At 38.0% G+C, this 22,107-nt stretch carries 21 protein-coding genes; 16 read left to right on the forward strand and 5 right to left on the reverse strand.

The window, feature by feature from the left end; all coding sequences use genetic code 11:
- Nucleotides 1-200: 200 nt before the first annotated feature.
- From DK857_RS09680 to DK857_RS09705, 6 genes are all read left to right on the forward strand, one after another.
- Entirely contained in the window at nt 201-839 is a 639-nt protein-coding gene (locus tag DK857_RS09680; RefSeq protein ID WP_100271047.1) for a vWA domain-containing protein, read from the forward strand.
- A 17-nt stretch (nt 840-856) separates the two neighbouring features.
- Nucleotides 857-1,498, forward strand: a complete 642-nt coding sequence (locus DK857_RS09685) for a TerD family protein (protein WP_100271048.1) — start codon at nt 857-859, stop codon at nt 1,496-1,498.
- On the forward strand, nt 1,498-2,136 hold the full coding sequence (locus tag DK857_RS09690) for a vWA domain-containing protein (protein WP_075672662.1): 639 nt from the start codon (nt 1,498-1,500) through the stop codon (nt 2,134-2,136). The genes DK857_RS09685 and DK857_RS09690 overlap by 1 nt, the downstream gene beginning before the upstream one ends.
- Before the next feature lie 105 nt (nt 2,137-2,241).
- Entirely contained in the window at nt 2,242-3,282 is a 1,041-nt protein-coding gene (locus DK857_RS09695) for a TerY-C metal binding domain-containing protein (protein WP_100271049.1), read from the forward strand.
- Entirely contained in the window at nt 3,282-4,778 is a 1,497-nt protein-coding gene (locus tag DK857_RS09700; protein ID WP_100271050.1) for a PP2C family serine/threonine-protein phosphatase, read from the forward strand. Before DK857_RS09695 ends, DK857_RS09700 begins: the two co-directional genes overlap by 1 nt.
- Before the next feature lie 27 nt (nt 4,779-4,805).
- Nucleotides 4,806-6,305, forward strand: coding sequence for a helix-hairpin-helix domain-containing protein (locus DK857_RS09705; protein WP_100271051.1), 1,500 nt, complete (start codon nt 4,806-4,808; stop codon nt 6,303-6,305).
- A 63-nt stretch (nt 6,306-6,368) separates the two neighbouring features.
- On the opposite strand, the gene DK857_RS09710 is transcribed toward DK857_RS09705, so the two are convergent.
- Nucleotides 6,369-6,806: a TonB family protein gene (locus DK857_RS09710; RefSeq protein WP_100271052.1), complete on the reverse strand. Its 438-nt coding sequence runs from the start codon at nt 6,804-6,806 to the stop codon at nt 6,369-6,371.
- Between the two features lie 258 nt (nt 6,807-7,064).
- Between DK857_RS09710 and aes the strand changes: the two genes are divergently transcribed.
- On the forward strand, nt 7,065-8,033 hold the full coding sequence (aes, locus tag DK857_RS09715) for an acetyl esterase (RefSeq protein ID WP_032056455.1): 969 nt from the start codon (nt 7,065-7,067) through the stop codon (nt 8,031-8,033).
- 12 nt (nt 8,034-8,045) lie between these two features.
- On the opposite strand, the gene DK857_RS09720 is transcribed toward aes, so the two are convergent.
- Nucleotides 8,046-8,759, reverse strand: a complete 714-nt coding sequence (locus DK857_RS09720; protein WP_100271053.1) for an NUDIX hydrolase — start codon at nt 8,757-8,759, stop codon at nt 8,046-8,048.
- 153 nt (nt 8,760-8,912) lie between these two features.
- Here DK857_RS09720 and DK857_RS09725 point away from each other — a divergent pair, with 153 nt between their 5' ends.
- On the forward strand, nt 8,913-9,932 hold the full coding sequence (locus tag DK857_RS09725; protein ID WP_109402063.1) for an SPFH domain-containing protein: 1,020 nt from the start codon (nt 8,913-8,915) through the stop codon (nt 9,930-9,932).
- Nucleotides 9,932-10,876 carry a diacylglycerol kinase catalytic domain-containing protein gene (locus tag DK857_RS09730; RefSeq protein WP_109402064.1) on the forward strand — a complete coding sequence of 315 codons (945 nt, stop codon included), beginning with the start codon at nt 9,932-9,934 and terminating at the stop codon, nt 10,874-10,876. Before DK857_RS09725 ends, DK857_RS09730 begins: the two co-directional genes overlap by 1 nt.
- A 2-nt stretch (nt 10,877-10,878) precedes the next feature.
- On the opposite strand, the gene tetR(H) is transcribed toward DK857_RS09730, so the two are convergent.
- Nucleotides 10,879-11,502, reverse strand: coding sequence for a tetracycline resistance transcriptional repressor TetR(H) (gene tetR(H), locus DK857_RS09735; RefSeq protein WP_109402065.1), 624 nt, complete (start codon nt 11,500-11,502; stop codon nt 10,879-10,881).
- A 91-nt stretch (nt 11,503-11,593) separates the two neighbouring features.
- Here tetR(H) and tet(H) point away from each other — a divergent pair, with 91 nt between their 5' ends.
- The 5 genes from tet(H) (at nt 11,594) to DK857_RS09760 (ending at nt 19,305) form a co-directional block, all read left to right on the forward strand.
- Nucleotides 11,594-12,796, forward strand: a complete 1,203-nt coding sequence (tet(H), locus tag DK857_RS09740; protein WP_109402066.1) for a tetracycline efflux MFS transporter Tet(H) — start codon at nt 11,594-11,596, stop codon at nt 12,794-12,796.
- 1,043 nt (nt 12,797-13,839) lie between these two features.
- A complete protein-coding gene (gene ecpA / locus DK857_RS09745; protein ID WP_109394146.1) occupies nt 13,840-14,439 on the forward strand; it encodes a common pilus major fimbrillin subunit EcpA in 600 nt (199 codons plus the stop codon).
- Between the two features lie 66 nt (nt 14,440-14,505).
- Nucleotides 14,506-15,192 carry an EcpB family pilus assembly chaperone gene (locus DK857_RS09750; protein WP_109394147.1) on the forward strand — a complete coding sequence of 229 codons (687 nt, stop codon included), beginning with the start codon at nt 14,506-14,508 and terminating at the stop codon, nt 15,190-15,192.
- 17 nt (nt 15,193-15,209) lie between these two features.
- Nucleotides 15,210-17,720, forward strand: coding sequence for a CS1-pili formation C-terminal domain-containing protein (locus DK857_RS09755; RefSeq protein WP_109394148.1), 2,511 nt, complete (start codon nt 15,210-15,212; stop codon nt 17,718-17,720).
- Nucleotides 17,721-17,733: 13 nt separating this feature from the next.
- Nucleotides 17,734-19,305, forward strand: a complete 1,572-nt coding sequence (locus DK857_RS09760) for a fimbrial protein (RefSeq protein WP_109402067.1) — start codon at nt 17,734-17,736, stop codon at nt 19,303-19,305.
- A 26-nt stretch (nt 19,306-19,331) separates the two neighbouring features.
- Here DK857_RS09760 and DK857_RS09765 read toward each other — a convergent pair whose 3' ends face one another.
- Both DK857_RS09765 and DK857_RS09770 read right to left on the reverse strand, forming a co-directional pair.
- Nucleotides 19,332-19,529, reverse strand: coding sequence for a hypothetical protein (locus DK857_RS09765; protein ID WP_109402068.1), 198 nt, complete (start codon nt 19,527-19,529; stop codon nt 19,332-19,334).
- 74 nt (nt 19,530-19,603) lie between these two features.
- Entirely contained in the window at nt 19,604-19,906 is a 303-nt protein-coding gene (locus tag DK857_RS09770; protein WP_109394151.1) for a phage holin family protein, read from the reverse strand.
- A 578-nt stretch (nt 19,907-20,484) separates the two neighbouring features.
- Here DK857_RS09770 and DK857_RS09775 point away from each other — a divergent pair.
- Nucleotides 20,485-20,745, forward strand: coding sequence for an ogr/Delta-like zinc finger family protein (locus DK857_RS09775; protein WP_109394152.1), 261 nt, complete (start codon nt 20,485-20,487; stop codon nt 20,743-20,745).
- Between the two features lie 271 nt (nt 20,746-21,016).
- Nucleotides 21,017-22,081 (forward strand): dihydroxyacetone kinase subunit DhaK, encoded by a 1,065-nt coding sequence (dhaK, locus tag DK857_RS09780; RefSeq protein WP_109402069.1) that lies wholly within the window; start codon nt 21,017-21,019, stop codon nt 22,079-22,081.
- Nucleotides 22,082-22,107: the final 26 nt, after the last annotated feature.

The raw sequence follows: 22,107 nt of genomic DNA on the forward strand, positions 1-22,107 counted from the left end.
TCAATTTAAGTGTGAAAAACAGCTTAATTACTATTTTATTTTACTTTTCATGCTATCTTTATTCAGATTAATAATATTGGACAATCATCACTGCGTTTTTTCCCTAATTTAATTAAACTAAGCATTATCTCAATTGAACACCTTCATGAGTCGGTTAGTATATTAATCGCTTATTTCTATCTCACTCACAGGATAAATGCATGAGAAGATTGCCAGTTTACCTTTTACTTGATACATCAGGTTCTATGTATGGAGAACCTATTGCAGCAGTAAAAAATGGCGTTGAAATGCTCTTATCAACACTACGCCAGGATCCTTACGCATTAGAAACCGCTTATATTTCTATCATCACCTTTGATTCAACCGCACAACAGATTGTACCGCTCACTGATTTAATTAATTTTAAAGTACCTGATTTAGTCGCAAGTGGAACAACTGCATTAGGTTCAGCACTTACTTTAGTTTCCAGTCGTATTGAAAAAGAAGTACAAAAAACCACGGCTGAAACAAAAGGCGATTGGCGCCCATTAGTTTTTGTGATGACAGATGGAGCCCCAACAGACGATTGGAAAAAAGGCGTTGAGAAATTTAAAGCGGCACGCACGGGTGTTGTTATTGCGTGTGCGGCAGGACGAGCAGCACAAACTGATGTGCTAAAAAATATCACCGAAATTGTCTTACAGCTAGATACTGCGGACTCCAACACCATTAAGTCATTCTTTAAGTGGGTTTCAGCCAGTATTTCTGTCGGTAGTCAAAAGGTCGATTTAACTAAGAAAGATATTAATGATCTTGATGACTTACCACCGCCACCTCCTGAGGTTAACGTTGTACTTTAAATAAAAAAGGAATGAATATGTCTGTTAGTTTAAAAAAAGGACAAGGTGTTAGTTTAAAGAAAAATGAATATGACCTTTCCTCTGTCACTATCGGTTTAGGCTGGGATATCAACGAAGAAAAACGCGGATTTCTTGGTGGGCTTTTTGGTAAAAAAAGCGAAGAATACGATTTAGATGTTATCGCCTTCTTATGTGGCGAAAATGGTAAAGTTAACGATTTGGGACAAATTGAAGGCGGGCAACCTTCTCTCGTCAATGGCGATATTATTTTCTTTAATAGCTTACAACACAAATCTGGACAGATTTGGTTAACGGGTGATAACCGAACTGGTGCTGGCGATGGAGACGATGAGCAGATCATCGTGAAATTAAACACACTTGATCCTAAATTTACCAAAATTGTCTTTATTGTTCAGATTTACAATGGTCGAGAGCTACAACAACACTTCGGTAAAGTACAAAACGCCTTTATCCGCGCTGTTGATGCCAAAAATGTAGAAATGGCTCGTTTTGATTTATCTGGAGGCGAAGCCTTCAACAACCAACGTTCAATGCTGTTTGCTGAATTAGTCAGAGAAGAAAATGGCTGGAAACTTATCGCCATTGGCGAGCCTTCAAGTTCAGATAGCTTCATTTCTTACTTAAAGGACTTCACCTAATGAGAAGACTCCCTGTTTACCTATTAATCGATACTTCTGGATCAATGAGGGGTGAATCTATTCATGCGGTTAACGTTGGCATACAAACAATGCTTAATGCATTGAGACAAGATCCTTACGCATTAGAAAGTGTGCATATCTCCATCATTACCTATGATAATGAAGCACGTGAATTTATCCCATTAACCGCATTAGAGGATTTCCAATTCTCTGATATCACTGTACCTAGCTCTGGCGGTACTTTTACGGGGGCAGCACTGGAGTGTCTAATCAAGTGTGTCGATCGTGATATTAAACGCTCTGATGGTGACCAAAAAGGTGACTGGCGCCCTCTCGTTTTTTTAATGACCGATGGCACACCTTCTGATGCTTACGCCTATGGTGAAGCGATTAAAGAAGTGAAAAAACGTTCATTTGGTTCGATCATCGCTTGTGCTGTTGGCCCGAAAGCCAAACACGATCACCTTAAAGAACTCACATCTCAAGTAGTGGCTTTAGAAACGCTAGACTCCAATGCCTTCTCTGGCTTCTTTAAATGGGTTTCTGCCAGTGTTGCATCCGGCAGCTCAAGTGCAGGCGTGAATACGGATAAAGATACCCTACCGCCACCACCTCCTGAAATCCAACTGGTACTGTGATCTGCAAAAGCAAAGCGCTTCAAAAGGCTTTGCTTTTATTTTATTCAGGCTTTGGTTTATTCATCACAATACATAACAGCCACAATAAAGTGATAAGGTACAACAATGAGAAGGCTACCCATTTTCTTTGTTTTAGATTGTTCAGAATCGATGATTGGTGAAAACCTAAAAAAGATGAATGACGGTCTGACAACTATTATTAGCGATCTAAGGCGTGATCCACACGCCCTTGAAACTGCTTATGTTTCTATTATCGCCTTTGCTGGCGTTGCAAAAACGATTGTTCCACTCACTGAAGTCGTCTCTTTTTACCCACCTCAACTTCCATTAGGAGGAGGCACTTCATTAGGCAGTGCATTACGAGAACTTTCTCACCAAATCGACACTCAAGTAAGAAAAACCACGCTTGAGCAAAAAGGCGATTGGAAGCCTGTCGTTTACCTTTTAACAGATGGCAGGCCTACCGATGATTACGCACAAGAGATCAAGCGCTGGAAAGATCACTACGCCAACAAAGTTAACTTAATTGCGATTGGATTAGGCTTAAGTGCAGACTTACATGTGCTGTCGCAATTAACTGAAAATGTACTGTTATTTACCGAAACACAAGAAGGCGATTTTACTCGTTTTATTAAATGGATAACGATGTCAGTGGTTTCTCATAGCCGAAGTGTGGGCGAAGAGCCACCACCACTTTTAAGTCAAACAGAGCATATTGTTCGCCTTGCAAAAGATGATGTCGCGCGTGCTTATGATGAATCTTGTGTCACTTTTGTCGGCCGTTGTAGCCACACACGCTCACCTTATTTAATGAAATATGAACGCCCTCCCATGAAAGCTTCAGGGCTGGATTTTAATCTTAACCTTAATGGCTTTAACTTAACGGGTTGCTACACCTTAAATGAAGATTACTTTGCATGGAGTGATCTCAGCGCCACCGCATATCAAGTTAATACCAGTGAACTTCATGGCACTCCAGGTTGCCCTTATTGTGGTAATGCGACTGCTTTTGCCGTTTGCCAATGTGGCAAATTGCTCTGTGTAAATGGCCCTGAAACCGTTATTTGCCCTTGGTGTGATAACAACATCACCTTTGGGGATAACAGCAATCAATCTGACTTTGATGTTACACGAGGTAAAGGCTAATGGATAAAAAAGCCCTACTCACAAAACTGATTATTGATGACACACTGACACAACAGCGTATTCCGGTACATGAAGAGTTGGTTATTGCGCTGTATGAAGATACGAAAATCGCTCAACATATTGATTTTATTATTGATAGAATCAAAGCAAAAACAGCAGAAAAAATAACAACGCAAGACAAAGCACAACCTATTCTTCTGTTATTGCCACCAGCCCGCGATTTAGCCTCTGAAGAAATATCATTACCAGAAGAGAGCCTATTAAAACCGGGACAAATTCCAACACACTCATCGCCAATGCCAATAGAAAAACCGATTATTCAACGCCCTACAGCAAAAATTACTCTTTCTAATGCCAAAGTAGGTACCGCGTTTAACTCTATGCTCAATATCGAGCTAGATACTCTCGAAGTTGCTGAAATTGAAGCGGTTAATTTTCCTGAAGCACTTGGAATAAGTTTTGATCCTGAAAGTCGTTGCTTAGTAGGTATGCCAACAAAAAGTGGCAATTTCACATTGGTTGTCCATTGGTCTGTTAATAACACTCGCTATCACAATGACGTCTTATTAATAATCAATCCTGATCCTCGTAGCTTATGGCAAATCAACGAGCCTCCCGCAGACAGCCCTTATCCTAAAGCGCATATAGATAGCAAACTTATTCTTGAAGAAGATATTCGTATTGCAGGCGCCAGCCGTCGCGGTCGCTCTCATGAACATGCAGGTACATTCCGTGATGATGATTTTTATATTCACCACGATGAGCAAAGCCAGTGGAATATTTTAATTGTCGCAGACGGTGCGGGTAGTGCACGCTATTCTCGTGAAGGCTCACGCATTGCTATCAATACCGTAAGCCACTATTTAAAATCACAGTTAAGCAAGGGAAATGAAACGTTTAAACCTCATCTTGAAGCCATCCATCAATGGAATGACAATAATGCCATTAATCAAGTAGGAAGTTTCTTTGCCCAACTCTTTCGTAATGCAGCGCAATTAGCGATTAATAACCTCAAAAATGAAGCCATTCATATTAATGAACCGGTAAAATCTTTTTCGACTACGTTATTAGCCACGGTTTCTTTGCGTATCAATGATGAGTTATTTGCTGCCTCATTTTGGATGGGAGATGGTGCTATTGCGGCTTATGGCCCAGCAGGAAAAGTGCGCATTTTAGGTACTCCTGATAGTGGTGAATATGCAGGACAAACCCGTTTTCTTGATGACAGTGCACTCAACGATGCTGAGTTTAATCGACGCATTATTATTGGTAAGTGGAAAGAAATTTCACATCTTATTTTAATGACTGACGGGGTATCTGATCCGGTATTTGAAACAGATAATGGCTTACAAGATCCCAATAAATGGGCTGCACTCATTGATGAAATATCGCCTTGTTTAGCCTCTCCTGAAAATGCAGATAAAGCATTGGCTGAATGGCTGAATTTCTTTTCAGCAGGCAATCACGATGACCGCACTCTGGTTGTGGCTTGGTAATCATAAAAGAGAGAATGGGTGAGTTTCATGGCAGAGATCATTACCTGTACAACGCAAAGTGGAAAAACAGTTCAGTACGTCAATGAAATTATTGGCTCTGGCTCAATGAAAGATGTCTATTTTTCCCCTGACCGAACCTATGTTGTTGCCTTCTATAAAACAGAACAGAATGCACAAGCTAAAGATAGGATCGATATGATAACAGGCTCTTATCGACATAATATCTTTGAGCAAAGTGGCGGAGAATATTGGAAAAACCTCTTTTGCTGGCCAACAGATGTTGTCGAACATCAAGGCAAAATTGGTATTGTTATTCCGACTTATCAATCCCACTTTTTCTTTAAATATGGTTCTAAAAACAACGACTTTCTGGCAATAAAAGGCCGAGAAAAAGAAGGTAAATGGTTTGCAAGTGCCAACAACCAAAATAAATTTCTCGATCCTCGCGAAAGAGGTAATCTATTAAATTATCTGAAAGTCTGTTTACTGCTCTCTCGTGCCGTGCGCCGAATGCATGCCGCAGGCTTATGCCATAGTGATTTAAGCTATAAAAACGTCCTTATCGATCCTGAGCAAGGTCATGCCTGTGTTATTGATATTGACGGTTTAGTGGTTCCCGGCAAATACCCACCTGATGTTGTGGGAACTCCTGACTTTATTGCGCCAGAAGTGGTAAAAACTAGTCATTTACCGAAAGAAGATCCTAATCGTATTTTACCAAGCATTACGACCGATAGACACGCACTTGCGGTATTAATCTATATGTATCTATTTTATCGTCATCCATTACGTGGCGGTAAAATTCACGATCTTGACGATGAAATGCGTGATGAAACACTGTCTATGGGTGAAAAAGCACTGTTTATTGAGCACCCAACCGATCGTAGCAATGCGGTCAAATTGAATCAGGTAAAACCGTCATCTCTTCCTTGGGCGGATCCTGAAAAAATCCCATACACGATTATGGGGCCATACCTAACGCCTCTTTTTGAAAGAGCTTTTATTACAGGGTTACACAATCCTTCGCAACGCCCTACCGCAGATGAATGGGAAACCGCTTTAGTCAAAACGGTAGATTTAGTTCAGCCTTGTCAAAATAAAGACTGTGAACAGCAATGGTATGTTTTCTCAGGAAAAACACAGCCCGTTTGTCCTTATTGTCACACCCCATATAAAGGGCAATTGCCGATTTTAAATCTCTACTCATCACGTAAAGCCGGTAGCTTCAGACCCGACGATCACCGCTTAATGGTTTGGAGTAATCAATCACTGTTTCCTTGGCATGTTAATCGCCTTATTGCGCCTAATGAACGCACCACCGATGAACAGAAAAAGCGTGTAGGTTATTTTGTTTATCACAATTCAATATGGTGGCTTGTTAATGAGCGTATTGATGGATTAATGGTATTGCCAGAGAAAAAGCAGATAGCGATTGGCGATAAAATTGCCCTAACTGATGGGTTGCAATTTGTATTATCGACAGAAGAAGGCGGGCGACTTGTTGTGGTGCAATTAGTGTCTAATTAATAAAGTAAAAGAATAATCCGTTTAATTTATCGCGGGTTATTCTCTTTTTTCATGATATTAAATTTAATCTTGAGCTCCAAGCTTAAATTCCATAACAAAATTTAAATCTTTTGCTGGTTTTCCTGTTTCATAGCGCCATTGTTCCATAGCGTGAATAAGTGACAAACCAAAAACATCCACTAAAGGGGAATCTAACACCCTAATATTTTGTACATACCCATTTTCGTCAACATCAAATTTAACCTTTAATTCTCCTTCCATTCTATTAAAAGCCGCTTTTACAGGATAATTAGGTAATACTCGTAATAAATTCTTAGGATAACCTTTAACCGTAAGATTTAACTCTTTTATTTCACTTTGAGTCATTTTCTCTGGTTCATCGGCTAATTTTGGTTTCAATAACAAATTAGATTGAGCATCCGGCTGTATTGATTGAATAGCACATCCATTTAGTAAAATAGTGCCGCAAAATAAACTTAAAATAGCTAATTTTATTTTCATTTTTCTTTTCTAAAATAAGATTAAGTATAAAAAACACAATAGCACATATCATAATCATTTCTATTCTCACCTCTATATTTAGTTAAGAAAAACTGTGCAATTAATCCTATTTTTGCCATTTTATTTAAATCAAAGTCAGATCACATATTTACCACTCCCACTTCCCATTTAGCGCTAACGTTCAATATTGGATATCAAGATCCCAGTTTATTAAGCCTCATTATTTACAATACCCTACAGTGATAATTGGAGGCATGAATGAAAACTAAAAATAAAATCAATGTGCTAGAACTTATTTCGCCAGAAATGAAGCAAGTTATGCAATTTTATGCAGATAATCCTCAACCTACGCCAGAAAATGATGGTTATCCATCAATGCGTCTTGCTTATAATCAAGATAGGCGTTATTGGAATGCGGATGCGCCAGAGATGTTTAGCATACAAGATATTTCAGTAAGTACTTCTTATGGAAATGTATTAACGCGTCTTTATAAACCCAAACAAAAAACACCCGCAACACTCTATTATCTGCATGGCGGTGGTTTTATTTTAGGGAACTTAGATACTCACGATCGCATTATGCGACTACTTGCCTGCTATACCGGTTGTGCAGTTATTGGTATTGACTATTCATTATCTCCCGAAGCTCGCTATCCCCAAGCCATCGATGAATCAGCGCAGGTTTGTCAGTATTATCATCAAAATGCAAAATACTATGATATTAATACGCAACATATCGGTTTTGCGGGTGATTCTGCGGGTGCAATGCTGTCTCTTGCTACCGTATTGTGGCTACGCGACAAACAAATTCACTGCGGCAATATCAGTGCAGTTTTGCTTTGGTATGGATTATATGGATTACGCGATTCCACCAGCCGTCGCCTTTATGGAGGGGAATGGGATGGATTGCGCCAGCAAGATCTAGAAGAATATGATAATGCATATCTAACCGCACTTGGCAGTCGCGATGCTCCTTATTATTGCTTATTTAATAATGATTTAACGCAAGATATTCCGCCTTGCTTTATCGCCAGCGCACAATATGACCCACTTATTGATGATAGTGTGACGCTATTTAAAACCTTAGAAGCCCATCAATTAGCTTGTGAATATAAAATGTATCCAGGCACATTACATGCCTTTTTACACTACTCACGTATGATGAAAGTGGCTGATGACGCCATTCGAGATGGTGCTCACTACTTTGTCAAACAACTCACTTTGTAAAATGTCAGCCTATTAAAACTCAAGATTTCGAATAAAACGATAATCCGCGGACGCCTCTTTAAGTCGATACAGACTTGCGGGGCGTCCTCTTTCTGCACGCTTTTCTCCAGTATCAATTAATAAATCGGCTTGTTCGATGCGTCGCCTAAATGATTTTTTCTGGATCTCTTTACCAATCAGAATTTCATGAACATGTTGCAATTCTGGCAAGGTAAATACTTCTGGTAATGCAAATCCGGGAACAATCGAATAAAGTGATTTTTGCTTTAATCGCTCTCTCGCTTGGACAATTAATTTATGGTGATCAAACGCTAAGCTTTGTTGTGCAATCTCATCAATAGGACACCACATCACCGAATCTACGGTATCTATATGCGCTTCACAGGCTTGATGTGCAATTAACGCGGTATAACAAACCGTCACCGACCAACCTCTTACATCACGCTGGCTATTTCCCACTGAACAGAGTTGCTCTATATAAGGGGGGATCACGCCCGTTTTCTCTTTTAATTTTCTTAGCACCGTATCTTCAAGGCATTTGTCTTGCACTTCATCGATAAATCCACCTGGTAAGCCCCATTTTCCTTTTTCAGGATGCTCCCCTCTTTTCACCAACAACACTTTTAACTGCTCTTCATGATAAGTAAACAGTACGGCATCAATGGTGATCAGTGGAGATAGGAAATCACGACGGTTATAACTGGCTAAAAAATCTTGTTCATTCATGGCGTAAGCTTTATTAAAAAACGATGAAACTATTTTAAGCCTAAACAGCAAAAAATCAAATTTTGTCATAAAGACACTAAATCAGTTGACAAAGATAGTGTCGATAGGACACAATCCAGTTAATGTCACAAGGACACTAACTAGAGAGACACTATGTTTAATTTAAATTACTTTAAAGCTGATTCATCAACATTCATTATCAAATCCGTCAATGGTCGCGTTCGCCAACAAGGTAAAGGCTTGAGTTTTTGGTATAACTCCGCCACAACCTCTATTGCGGCATTACCTTTAAACGCGCAAGAAGCACCATTTATTTTTAACTTCCAAACCTCAGACTTTCAGGGTTTACGCATTCAAGGGCAAATTTCATTTCAGGTTAAAACACCTGAAAAAGCCGCAGAAGTACTCAACTTTAACTTGAGCAAAAACGGCAAATCGTATGCCTCTGAAGATCCACTCAAACTCAGTGATAGAGTTGTACGTATTGCACAAACCTTAATTCAAGCAAAGATCCAAAGTACACCACTTAGAGAAGCGTTATTACTTAGTCAATCATTAGTGACTTTGGTAATGGAGCAATTAATTGAACATCCCTCATTAGAGGCATTAGGTATTGCGATTTTAGATGTCTCTATAGCGGCAATCACACCATCACCAGAAACCTTAAAAGCGCTAGAAGCCGAAGCGAGAGAATCCTTACTGAAAGAAGCCGATGATGCCATTTATGCTCGTCGTAAATTCTCAGTAGAACAAGAGCGCACCATTAAAGAGGCTGAATTAGAAACCGATTTATCTGTTCAACGTAAACGCCAAGAGATTGAAGAAGCACGTTTAGAAAACGAACGTACATTACTACGCGAACAAGCTGAGATTGAAAAAGAGCGCCTTGAAGCAAAAGTTAATGCGGAAGCAAAACGTAAAGAACTAGTCGCATTAAGTGCTGAAAATCAGCGAACACAATCAGAAGCGGATGCTTATGCGATTGAAGCTACCATGCGCGCTTATCGTGAATTACCCGTTGAGAACCTAAAAGCAATGGCTCTAGCAAAAATGGACTCACAACAATTAATGGCAATGGCATTCGAAACCTTAGCTCTGAATTCAGGAAAAATCGGCGAGTTGAATATCACACCTGATTTATTTAGCCAATTTATGAAAAAGGGCAGCAAATAATGCAACGTAACGAAGATTTTCGCTTTGTGCTGGTGATGAGAAAAAGCCGCTTACAGGAATTAATTGAGCGCTTTAATACCTGGTCACAAGCTAAATTCTATTTAGAACACAACAATGTTGAGGTAAAGGATTACCTCAATGAACACAATTTATATCAAAAGCAACTCACAGAAGCTGAGTTGATTTTAAAATCATTAGGACGATTTCAACTTTTAGAAAGAGGTTTATTACCTAGCTATCAATTCTCATCTCACGATATTGTGGTGGTGATTGGTCAAGATGGGCTTGTTGCCAATACGCTGAAATACCTTAATGGACAGCCCATTATTGCTATAAATCCTGATCCATCAAGGTGGGATGGTAAATTATTACCCTTTGAAATAGGGCAATTAAAAGAGACAGTTATTAACACCATTAATAAAAAAATGCCCTTTAAAACAGTCACTTTCGCACAAGCGACAACTAATGATGGTCAATCTTTATTAGCGGTTAATGACTTATTTATTGGTCCTAAAAGCCACACTTCCGCACGGTATATTTTGCAATGGAATGGCACTGAAGAAGTGCAATCTTCATCAGGTATTATTGTATCAACAGGACTGGGATCAACAGGATGGTTTCAATCTATTCTTGCGGGTGCAATGGCAATTACAGGAGAAGCTTCGCACCCTCTGTTACAAGGTTTTAGTTGGAGTGAACGAAAACTACAATTTAGTGTAAGAGAGCCGTTTCCAAGTAGAACAACAGGTGTTGCACTAACTTTTGGCACTATTGAGCCTAATTCACCACTGCAACTAGGATCTTTGATGCCAGAGAATGGCGTAATTTTCTCTGATGGCATCGAAGATGACTATTTACAATTTAATGCAGGTTGCATTGCCCACATTGGTATCGCTGACATACAAGGACAACTAATTAGTCAAAAAGGACGTCAGCGAATTTAGATTTATTGAGTGCTCTTTAATACCGTTTCAAGTCCAGAGATCATTACATCAAGGACAAACAAAAATGCAGCATCACCATTATCACTATCCATAATTGCAACGGCTTGGGTTAATAATGGCGGATAGGCAACAGTATCCGTCTCTACTTTTTCACGCTCTTTTTGGCTTTCTTGATGCTCTTGAGTTTCAAGTACAGAGCCTAATGTGAAATGCGCAATAGAGCTCAATGCATATACAGCTTGGGATAGACTAAACCCGGCATCACACAAAAACTGTAGTTGCTGTTCTGATGTCTCAAATTGACTTTCAGAGGGGCGTGTTCCTGCATGAATTTTGCCACCATCACGATACATTAATAAGGCTTGGCGGAAGCTTTTCGCGTTATTTCGCAAAAAGTCCTGCCATGTTTCATTCGGCAATGGCAAAACATGATGATGATGCTTTTGCAAAATAGTTTCTGCTAATGCATCTAACAAAGCGCGTTTATTTTTTACATGCCAATACAATGTGGGTTGCTCAACACCTATTTTTTGCGCCAATTTACGCGTTGTTAACCCTTCAATACCAACCTCATTAAGTAAAATTAGCGCATTATCAATAACTTGTTCTTTATCTAGTTTTGCCATTACCTACCTCAGAATAAAATAGTCTTGACAATCTATCACTGATAGAGATATTTTACGCCCACTCTATCACTGATAGATTTTTAGGATCTCAATGAATAAATCAATTATTATTATACTGCTGATCTCCGTATTAGATGCCATTGGCATCGGGCTTATCATGCCAGTACTCCCTACGCTATTAAATGAATTTATCAGTGAAAATTCACTAGCAACCCATTACGGTGTGCTATTGGCGCTCTATGCTACCATGCAGGTTATTTTTGCTCCTATTCTAGGACGACTGTCTGATAAATACGGCAGAAAACCCATCTTGCTGTTTTCCCTTTTAGGCGCGGCACTCGACTATCTTTTAATGGCATTCTCAACCACACTTTGGATGCTCTATATTGGGCGCATCATTGCGGGGATCACAGGCGCAACAGGTGCCGTATGTGCATCAGCGATGAGTGATGTGACTCCCGCTAAAAATCGAACTCGCTATTTTGGTTTCTTAGGTGGTGCTTTTGGTGTTGGCCTTATTATCGGCCCAATGCTAGGGGGATTATTAGGTGATATCAGTGCTCATATGCCATTTATTTTTGCCGCTATTTCACACTCGATATTATTAATACTCTCTTTGCTCTTTTTCCGAGAAACACAAAAAAGAGAAGCGCTTGTTGCCAATAGGACACCTGAAAACCAAACTGCCTCAAATACAGTCACTGTTTTTTTTAAGAAAAGCCTCTACTTTTGGTTAGCAACCTATTTTATTATCCAGCTTATCGGGCAAATTCCTGCCACCATCTGGGTGCTGTTTACACAATATCGTTTTGATTGGAACACAACTTCTATCGGTATGTCTTTGGCGGTTCTGGGTGTATTACATATTTTCTTTCAGGCGATTGTCGCTGGGAAATTGGCACAAAAATGGGGCGAAAAAACCACCATTATGATCAGTATGTCTATTGATATGATGGGCTGTTTATTATTAGCGTGGATAGGCCACGTTTGGGTCATCTTGCCAGCATTAATTTGCTTAGCGGCAGGAGGTATGGGGCAACCCGCATTACAAGGTTATTTATCAAAATCTGTCGATGATAATGCGCAAGGGAAATTACAAGGTACTCTGGTGAGCCTAACCAATATTACCGGGATCATTGGTCCTCTTTTATTTGCCTTTATTTATAGTTATAGCGTCACTTATTGGGATGGTCTGTTATGGCTGATGGGGGCAATACTTTATGCTATGTTGCTTATTACCGCTTATTTTCACCAAAGAAAAACCACACCTAAAGCTGTTATTTCAACCCCTTAATACTAGAAATTATAAAGATCATAAAAGTCCTGTCCGCTCTTAATAACGTTGATAGGACTTTATTTTTATCGCAATTAATAAGCCTCTTTTACCCAAGGCTTACTGGCTGCAATCATAAACATCGGCGTTGAACGATAAAGCAGGTAAGGGAGTCGTTTAGTTACATAGTTATTTTATGATAGTTATTTTCAATCATATTCACCCTGAGTAAAAAACAAATATTTCATTATTAATTTACTTTTTATTTACATTGTAAAATTATTATCCAACTAAAAATAAAAATAGAATTTCTATTAGTTTTAGCTCTATTTAATTAAGAATTATTTGTAGTAATAGCCATATATTAATTTAGATCAATACTCACTAATCATTTTTAGATACTCCCAATAATAAAGTTTATCTGTTAATTCTAAATCCATCACAAAACAAATAAAACACCAAGGTAAGTCCAAAAAAGACCAAGTTATTGAACTTATATTTCTAAAAATTACCTTACAAAATAAAAAAAACAAAAAGAGAGTAAATAAAAATTTTTATATAGTGATAACTAATCACAAATACTTAAGTTATCTTTATTTAATAACGATAAAAACTCGATTTACGCGTATGAAAATCAATACAAAGTTTAAAAACACTAATATTTTTACTTTCCAGCATAAAATCCTATGGGATTAATCCTATCCACATAAAAAATTTAAATTGTAGAATTGACCTCATGACAAATTAGTAAATAAAACCAATAATCCAAAAAAGAATAAATGCACTTATTTTAGCTTTATTACTTTTTTTGCGCATTTGAATATATTGATTTAAATCATAAAGAGAATCGACACTCACAAATTCAAAAAATCAGTTTTCTATTTCAAAAATATATTTTATTTAAAATGAATCTATTTAAAAGTTCATTTTAAATAAGTATTTTTACTAAAACCTAAATAACTGAATAACTGAATAACTGAATAACTGAATAACTGATTATTTTTAAATAATATCTGTTATTTAAAAACATTATGTAATAAGAATTAATCTACGAAGGATATTTTATGAAAAAGCTGACATTAGCCGTTCTTGCAGTTGCTATTATGGGTACAACAACTCTTGCTCAAGCTGATACTCGTACAGCAAGTGCTGTTGCTTCATGGGATGCGAAAGCATACAAAGATACTAAAAGTATGTTAGTTGTTACACCATTAAAATCTTTAACTTTCAATTATGCGGAAGGTATTAAAGCATTTAATTCTCAAGATGGTGCGTTCGATATCACTATCCAAGGTCAAGAAAAAGCGACTGATTTTAAACTGACTTCAAAAATCATCACCGATAAATTAGTACGTGCTTCTGATAACAGTGAATTAACTGTTGGTGTTAAATGGAATGGTACTGACTTAACTAGCTCAACAGAAACTACCATGGTTGACGTTGCTGCAGGTACAACGGCTGGTCTTGATTTCTTAGCTCAAGACGGTGCTTACAACGGTAAAGAGCGTGTAAGCGGTCAAAGCCAATTCACGTTCAATATTGCTTCCGCAAAAATCGCTGGTACTGATACTCAATTCTCTGATTTAGCTGATGGTTACTGGGATGGTGACGTTAAAGTTCAGTTTACTGCAACTTGGGAAGGCGACTTCACTAAAACACCATAAGTTACAAAGTAAGTATTTTAATAAATACGGGATGAGCGAATTTTCGCTCACCCTCAAGGATCCACGATGAAAAAAATAATATTAGCGTGTTTGAGTCCTTTGGTTTTTTATAGCCAATTTGCAGCAGCCATCCATGTCGGCGCCATTACTGAAACAATGCAGTCTGACCAAACTATTCTTGCTAAAGAAATTGAAAATAACGTCGAGCAAGCACGGTTAGTTGGATTGTCTATTGAACGTATTTCATCGCCTTTAGAAGATGGAAAAGTGATCCCTTTAGTTAATAATGAGATTTTGATCTCACCAGCAAACTTAATTTTACCCGGAAAAACCAAAGAAAATTTCAAGATTTTCTATAAAGGTCCTAGTGATAATCAAGAACGCTATTATCGCTTAGTTTGGCGTGATGATCCCGTGACTGAAACCGGATCAACACAGAGCTCAAAAGCAGCAACTGCGACCACATCAGCAATGATAAGTACCATTTTAGTCGTCGCTCCACGTCAAGAAAACTTCAGTTACCGTTTCGATAAAAGCACTCGTATTGTTTACAACACGGGGAATAGCTCATTCCGTACTGTCGCCACAGGCGATTGTATGCCTGATGCCGTGACAAAAAATGAAAATAATCGTTGTAGTGAACGTTATTATGTCATGCCAGGCCTTGGTGTTAAGTTAAAACAAGTCGATGTTCAAAGCAAAAGAGCAACTGTCGGTATTTGGCATAACGATGATTTTATTATTATAAATTAATTTAATAAGGATTCATTGTGCGTAAATCAGGGATAGCTCTAGGTATCGCTTTGTGCCTTTTATCTGGAAGTGCATTTAGCCAATCGTCTAGTTTAAAGATGGGTAATTACATCATTCCTAGTGTCTTCGCAACTGCGTTAGAAGAAGGCATGACGATCCCTGTTTATCTGCGTTATAACCTCTCTAATCAGTCTGTATTAGAAGAACAAAGTCGTAATAAAATTGCCGATGCACTAGTGGTACTTAAAGACAATAAAATCACCATTAACTCAGTGACTCCAACACTAGATGAAGGTGACGCACAAGTTGCCTCTATCAATAAACAACTCCTCCAATCATTAAACGAACTTAAAGATAAGCCCTTTGATCAAAATAATAAGATAGTGCTTTCCTCAGATGCTACGCTTAATTTTGATTTAAGTACCTTTATTATGTCGTTAGATGTTAATGAAGCAGGCCTTGCCACTCAAATCAAAGCACGTTCGGAAATGTTAGGAAAATCAACCGTTGATAATATTTCCTCCGTTACCACCTATGATTTAGGTGTCTATAACAATCAAATGAAACAGCAAAAAGATAATACTAATAGTTATTTTTCAATCGACAGTATTTGGAGTTTTGCTGAAAACCATTTGAATTTGAGCGCCACAGCGTATGGTCTAGGTACTGCAGAGCAGTCTTTTGACTTTTATCGTGCCATGTTTGAACGTGACTTTAATGGTCGCCGTTTTGCTTTTGGTCTATTAAATACGTGGAACTTACAATCTATTGCTTCGATGTCAGCACTTAACAGCAGTAAAGTTTATGGTGTTACTTACGGTAATAATTCATCGTCTAAAGTAAGCCATTCTCAACTTTCTCTAACCCCCATTACAGTCTTTTTGCCGAGTGCCGGTGAAGTCCGCCTTTATCGTGATGGCAAATTATTAAGTATTCAAAATTTCCCAATGGGGAGTTTTGAAGTGGATACCGCACCCCTCCCTTTCGGTATTTATGAAGTCGATATCGAAGTAGTGATTGATGGGAAAGTCCGTTCTCAACAGCGTCAAACCGTCAATAAATCTTACAATATGAAAGGCGCCACTTTAAACCAATTCCGTTGGGAATTATATTCAGGATATGTAGATTACAAAAAACGTATTAAAAATAATAATAACGAATATCGTACAACCAGTGGCGATAATACGGTCTTAGTCGGTGGCGCTGGTGCGATTACATTAGGTGTATTTTCAGGCTTGAACTTACAGGGTTCTGCTTATGCCTTTGATAATCTTGTCGTATTAGAAACCAATAGTAATTTACAATTAACGGATACACTCTCAACCAGTTGGCAAGCACTAATTGCTAAAGATGGTAGTAACCGTAATATTTTTACTGCTAATTACTCCTTGCCTAAAGGAATTGGCGCATTATGGGTCAATCGAGAAAAAGGAAATATCAAAGATGATTTTCCGATGTATGACTCTGATAGCTACTCTTTTGGTACTACCCTGAATTTCTCTCAATTTTGGGAATATGCAGGCTCATTTACTTATTCTCACACTAAAGATTTAAGAGACAAAAATAAGTCTAACAGTTTTGAATATGCAACTACGCTTTATACAGGTCGTTACGGCAGTATGAGTTTGCGTACTGGTGTTCAACGCTATCACTACGATAACCAAAACAGCACCAACGAAAAATACATTACCTTAGATTTCTCACTGCCATTAGCCACATGGCTCAGTGCGGGCGTTTCTTCCAGTAATGGAAATATGCGTGGTGAGTTATCTGCATCAAAAAGCTTTGAAGATTCTGCTATTCGTAACGCAGGCTTATCCGTATCCACCTTATTACATGATAAAGACGGTACTGACAGTGATTTCTCTGTCAGTGGTTACGGCTCATTCGATACCAAATACAGCACTGGTACGTTAACCATGAGTCGCCCTAATAATGACCGTTTAAATACCACCTTAACAGCACGAGGTTCATTGGCTTATAGTGATATGAATTTCTCTGCCAGTGGTAAACAAGAAACATCAGGGGTAATTGTCAAAACTGGGATTGATGGTGAAGGCCAAATTGCCGCCAACGTCAATGGTCAACGTTTTGTGTTATCGGGTGGGAATAACTTTATTCCACTTTCCCCTTATGCCGAATATAAAGTCGAATTACTGAATGATAAAAACAGTGAAGATAGCTTTGATATTGCCTCAGGTCGTGTGAAAAACGTGGTGCTTTATCCGGGTAACGTTGCGGTGCATCAGCCTGAGTTAAAACAGATGGTTACCGTGTTTGGTCGAATGAAATCGCCTGATGGCACACTGTTAGCCAGTGCACAAGTACGTAACCATATCGGGCGCACTCAAACCGACCATCAAGGTCAGTTTGCTATGGATGTTGATAAACGTTATCCAGTGATTTCATTACAACAAGATGATAAACAAATTTGTGAAGCTGAATTAGACCTTTCATCTGCACGCGGTGTGTTATGGGTAGGTGATGTGATTTGTGATCCGCAAACTACATTGGTAAACCGGAATTAAAGGAAAGCATATAATGTTTAAACATTATTTATTATTAATACTTACCCTTTTTGCTACATTTACTGCCAGTGCAGCAACCTACACCAATGATATTGTTTTTATTGAGAACAATATTGATAACGAATATTTTATTACACCTCAAAAAACGGACCCCCGTTTTAGTGGTGCTAACGTTTTTACTAAATACAGTGATAATCAACTTAGTTTAGGTTACATGGGATATACGGGTGTAGTACCTATCAATAATTACTTTGATATTTGGTTAGAAAACTCTCCAATTAAAATGCCATTTATTGGTAACCGTTGCTGGCGAACATATAGAGATTGCCCATCTGATGGAATACAAAGACCTGAGCAAGTCTTAAGTGATGGAATGTATCGTGCTTACATGAATACTCATGGCGGTGAAGCGGGTATTCCTAGGGCGATATTCTCTGATTCTTTTTATCAATATATGCAAAACTTGCCTATTGGCAGTACTGAGAATTTTAGTTATTTTTTCTGCTATACCAAAAATGATTACAACCCTGCATTGGGTCAAACGTGTCGTTCTGTAAATGGTAAAGTAAATGAGCAAAGTTTTGCGATCACCAAAAATGGGCATATAAAGCTAAAATCAACCAATGCATTACAAGAGATTTTTGTCGATAGCGAAGGTAATGCTGTTTTAGGCTTAGGATCTAAGTTTTGCGAAATTGTAGGCGATAATGTTGTCTGTAAGATGGTCGATTATGAACTAAAAGGCGAAAACTTAAATGTTATGAGACTAGCGATGAAAGTCGATACAACGACATTATCATTTACACCAACAGCGAGTGATATACTTCTTTCAGCAACACCTACATCAAGAACCTATTATTATTCATCACCAACCATTGCTTCTTATTTAATCACTCCTGGTAATGGTGGCGTTTATGTTCATTTTACAAAAAATTTCTTTAAAAAATTAATTAAAAACAACGTGGATCTTTCTAAAAGCCAAGATTTATTTACCTTTAGTTTTACCAATGTTGCAGTACCTCAATCAGGATTTTATGAATTTACGCCATCAAATACGATTATTATCAAGCCTCGCGATTATGGCATTAGTATTGTTTCTAAAGAATTAGTCAACAATCCTTATAGAGAAGGAAAAGTGGGTGATAAAGAGCCACCATTAACGTTTGATTATATTGTTACCACCAGTGCATTTCGCCAAGCCAATAAAATTACAGCCGCCGTTGAAGGGCCTAAAACAACAATCCGAGGCCAGTCTTACTGCTTATTTAGCTCTAAAGATAAAAAAATCAATGTGCCTTTTTCAGCCTATTTAACGTATACCGATGAAGGTGGCTCAAAAGTAAAAAATCGTACTGCTTGCGATAATGTGCCTATTTCCATAAAAGAAGCGTTATGGACAAAAACCACATGGCCTTACCCTTATCAGTTAGAAGGCAATTTCTATCGTACCGATTTACAATTAACCTTTCCTATGAATGAAAGTGCTTCTCTTTTCTCAATGGAAGGTGAAGACTGGATTGGTGTAGTAGAGGCTCGCGGTTATGTTAATGTCTTTGCAGAATGGTCAGGAACTGACATCCACTAAGTAAAATAAGCGTCTCCGCTTTTATATTAGAGATAATTTTCCTCTAATACATAAACAAAAAGTTGAAGATCAAGACAAGCATCCATGTTTGCTTGATCTTCGATTTGCGTTATTAACATCCGTTGTTCTAACGCTATATTGTCTCGATGCCATCCTTGAGCAATCCAACCCAAACTAAACGCCAGTAGTGCAATCCATGCAAATAACGCTTGAGTGTTGAACATGACGTAACTCCTTAGTCATTCGAGACAAAACTGACTTTATCGACTTTTATTATGATAAAAACGTGTTGCACTTTTTACTTGGTATCATCTTTTTCTTTCCCTGAAAAAAATTGATTACCTCGTTTACGTAACCAGATTTCGACTAACTGATAACCCACAATACCGAGCGCTGAGCCAATTCCCATTACTGCGACAGAATCAATTCCAGGCCATAAAATAAGCAGTGCGCCAGCAACAACAGAAACCGCAGAGCCTAAAATAATTTTGCCGATAAACAATCTTAATGTAATGGTTTCATTCGCAACAAGCATCTTCCCTAATGCAATAAAAGCGCCCACTATGACTAACGATATCAATGTGCTGTCATATTCATCCATGAATACACCTCATCTCTGATTACACTTTTTTTAACCGTAAAAAGAACCCTCACCTCCCAACATTCATCAGATAATCTGTAAAGAATTAGCAGTAAGCCACGACCCTGTGTAACTGAATAAATTCCCGATTGAGATAACGTAAGTTCCTTTTATTTCAACTACGCGCAACATCCATTTGCGATAAACAACAGGCGATTCAGTTATATTACTGCTAACTTCCTTGTTAACTTGTAATAGACATCCTTATCTATTGATTTTTACTTGCACTGAAAATCAACAAAAAATAATAAATAATAAATTCAATATGTTGCTTATCTCCGTATCATTTAACGTGAAGCTATTATCTACAAAGTTTGTATTTCAGGCTAGTAAGTTTGTTCGGTTAACGTCGGTTATCAATGCTTATCCGACAATAACCGAACTATTCACATAAAACAAAACAAATAAACTTGTTTAAAGCCTCTTTAAATAACCTTAAAACAAAGATTTATATAAAAAACAATAAATAGGCTGGTTATAATACAAATTTCAGCTAATATAGAAGCTATCTGATAGCCCATAGAAAAGAGAAAAATGCTATGCGTGTCTTAACTATTTTTTGTCCTGAATGCGGTGAAAAAGCGCTTATAAAAAAAAGTAATCGTAAACACAAAGAGTTATCCGATCTCTATTGTGCTTGTCGTGATCCTGAATGCGGGCATACCTTTGTTTTAAACCTTACGTTTAGTCACACCCTTATGCCAAGTGCAAAAAACAAAGATACGTTGTTATTAAATGTGATTAAAAACCTTTCTCCAGAACAAAGAGAGAAAGCACTCACTCTTTTGCAAGGTATGTAACCATCACTAACAGACACTCTTTTTTCATTTATTTTTATGATCTTGCTCCCATTCTGACAGGTTATTTGACTAACCTATTCTTATAGAAAGATAAATGATGTAGATTCATTTTTAAGCTAAATAAAAATAATTCTTATGTTTAAATAAAATAGACACCGCCCATTTATGCCGTGTTTGCCAATCCTTCAATAAAGAATTTGTCAGCCACCCAAACCAGAAACCCTATTTCTGGTTTGAAGACTAAACACAAATTTCAAACGGAGCATTTAAGATGAAAAAGCTTATTAATCGAGTTGATGATGTGTTATCTGAACAACTACAAGGCTTTGCAAAAGCCCATCCTGAAATCAAACTTCATCCCTCCTCTTTTTATGTCACGCGAAAAGATGCTCCAGTAAAAGGTAAAGTTGCTCTATTGTCCGGCGGTGGCAGCGGACATGAACCGATGCATGCGGGTTTTGTGGGTAAAGGAATGCTTGATGGCGCATGCCCGGGTGAAATATTTACGTCACCAACACCGGACAAAATGTATGACTGTGCCAAAGAGATCGATAGCGGTGAAGGTGTTTTAATGATCGTAAAAAACTACACCGGTGATGTGCTGAATTTTGAAACAGCAACAGAACTGCTTCATGACGATGGTGTAAAAATTGCCACAATATTAGTCGATGATGATGTGGCAGTGAAAGATAGCTTATATACCGCAGGACGTCGTGGTGTTGCCAATACCGTATTAATTGAAAAACTACTGGGTGCAGCAGCTGAAAGAGGAGACTCTCTTGATGAACTAGTTAAATTAGGTCATCACATTAATAACAATGGTTTTTCTATCGGCATTGCCTTGGAAGCTTGTACAGTTCCAGCAGCAGGAAAACCCTCTTTTACTTTACCTGAAAATGAAATGGAATTTGGTGTCGGTATTCACGGTGAACCAGGTATTGATCGTCGTAAATTTACTTCCCTAAATGATACCGTCGATGCCATGTTTAATACCTTAATTGAAAATGGTCACTATCAACGAGTGATCCGCAATTGGGATCGTGAAAGCGGTACTTGGATCGATGAAAATCAGGAAAAACAACCCCTAAAATCTGGCGATCGCGTCATTGTTTTAGTTAATAACTTAGGTGCCACACCACAATCCGAGCTTTATGGGGTTTATAACCGTTTAACTCAATGCTGTGAAAAATTTGGCTTAACCATCGAACGTTCTTTAATTGGTTCTTATTGTACTTCACTCGATATGTCAGGGATCTCCATTACATTATTAAAAGTGGATAATGAATTACTTACCTTATGGGATGCCCCAGTAAATACACCTGCGATGGTGAAATAAGTCTTTCATAACAAGAAAAAGGAGCA

The sequence above is a fragment of the Proteus terrae genome, assembly GCF_003144325.1.
GTDB classification, from domain to species: Bacteria; Pseudomonadota; Gammaproteobacteria; order Enterobacterales; family Enterobacteriaceae; genus Proteus; species Proteus terrae.

Excerpts from the sequence above, each read along its gene's own strand:
- DK857_RS09680 (WP_100271047.1), top strand. The coding sequence starts at position 201 with ATGAGAAGATTGCCAGTTTACCTTTTACTTGATACATCAGGTTCTATG.
- DK857_RS09685 (WP_100271048.1), top strand. The coding sequence starts at position 857 with ATGTCTGTTAGTTTAAAAAAAGGACAAGGTGTTAGTTTAAAGAAAAAT.
- DK857_RS09690 (WP_075672662.1), top strand. The coding sequence starts at position 1,498 with ATGAGAAGACTCCCTGTTTACCTATTAATCGATACTTCTGGATCAATG.
- DK857_RS09695 (WP_100271049.1), top strand. The coding sequence starts at position 2,242 with ATGAGAAGGCTACCCATTTTCTTTGTTTTAGATTGTTCAGAATCGATG.
- DK857_RS09700 (WP_100271050.1), top strand. The coding sequence starts at position 3,282 with ATGGATAAAAAAGCCCTACTCACAAAACTGATTATTGATGACACACTG.
- DK857_RS09705 (WP_100271051.1), top strand. The coding sequence starts at position 4,806 with ATGGCAGAGATCATTACCTGTACAACGCAAAGTGGAAAAACAGTTCAG.
- DK857_RS09710 (WP_100271052.1), bottom strand. The coding sequence starts at position 6,806 with ATGAAAATAAAATTAGCTATTTTAAGTTTATTTTGCGGCACTATTTTA.
- aes (WP_032056455.1), top strand. The coding sequence starts at position 7,065 with ATGAAAACTAAAAATAAAATCAATGTGCTAGAACTTATTTCGCCAGAA.
- DK857_RS09720 (WP_100271053.1), bottom strand. The coding sequence starts at position 8,759 with ATGAATGAACAAGATTTTTTAGCCAGTTATAACCGTCGTGATTTCCTA.
- DK857_RS09725 (WP_109402063.1), top strand. The coding sequence starts at position 8,913 with ATGTTTAATTTAAATTACTTTAAAGCTGATTCATCAACATTCATTATC.
- DK857_RS09730 (WP_109402064.1), top strand. The coding sequence starts at position 9,932 with ATGCAACGTAACGAAGATTTTCGCTTTGTGCTGGTGATGAGAAAAAGC.
- ecpA (WP_109394146.1), top strand. The coding sequence starts at position 13,840 with ATGAAAAAGCTGACATTAGCCGTTCTTGCAGTTGCTATTATGGGTACA.
- DK857_RS09750 (WP_109394147.1), top strand. The coding sequence starts at position 14,506 with ATGAAAAAAATAATATTAGCGTGTTTGAGTCCTTTGGTTTTTTATAGC.
- DK857_RS09760 (WP_109402067.1), top strand. The coding sequence starts at position 17,734 with ATGTTTAAACATTATTTATTATTAATACTTACCCTTTTTGCTACATTT.
- DK857_RS09765 (WP_109402068.1), bottom strand. The coding sequence starts at position 19,529 with ATGTTCAACACTCAAGCGTTATTTGCATGGATTGCACTACTGGCGTTT.
- DK857_RS09770 (WP_109394151.1), bottom strand. The coding sequence starts at position 19,906 with ATGGATGAATATGACAGCACATTGATATCGTTAGTCATAGTGGGCGCT.
- DK857_RS09775 (WP_109394152.1), top strand. The coding sequence starts at position 20,485 with ATGCGTGTCTTAACTATTTTTTGTCCTGAATGCGGTGAAAAAGCGCTT.
- dhaK (WP_109402069.1), top strand. The coding sequence starts at position 21,017 with ATGAAAAAGCTTATTAATCGAGTTGATGATGTGTTATCTGAACAACTA.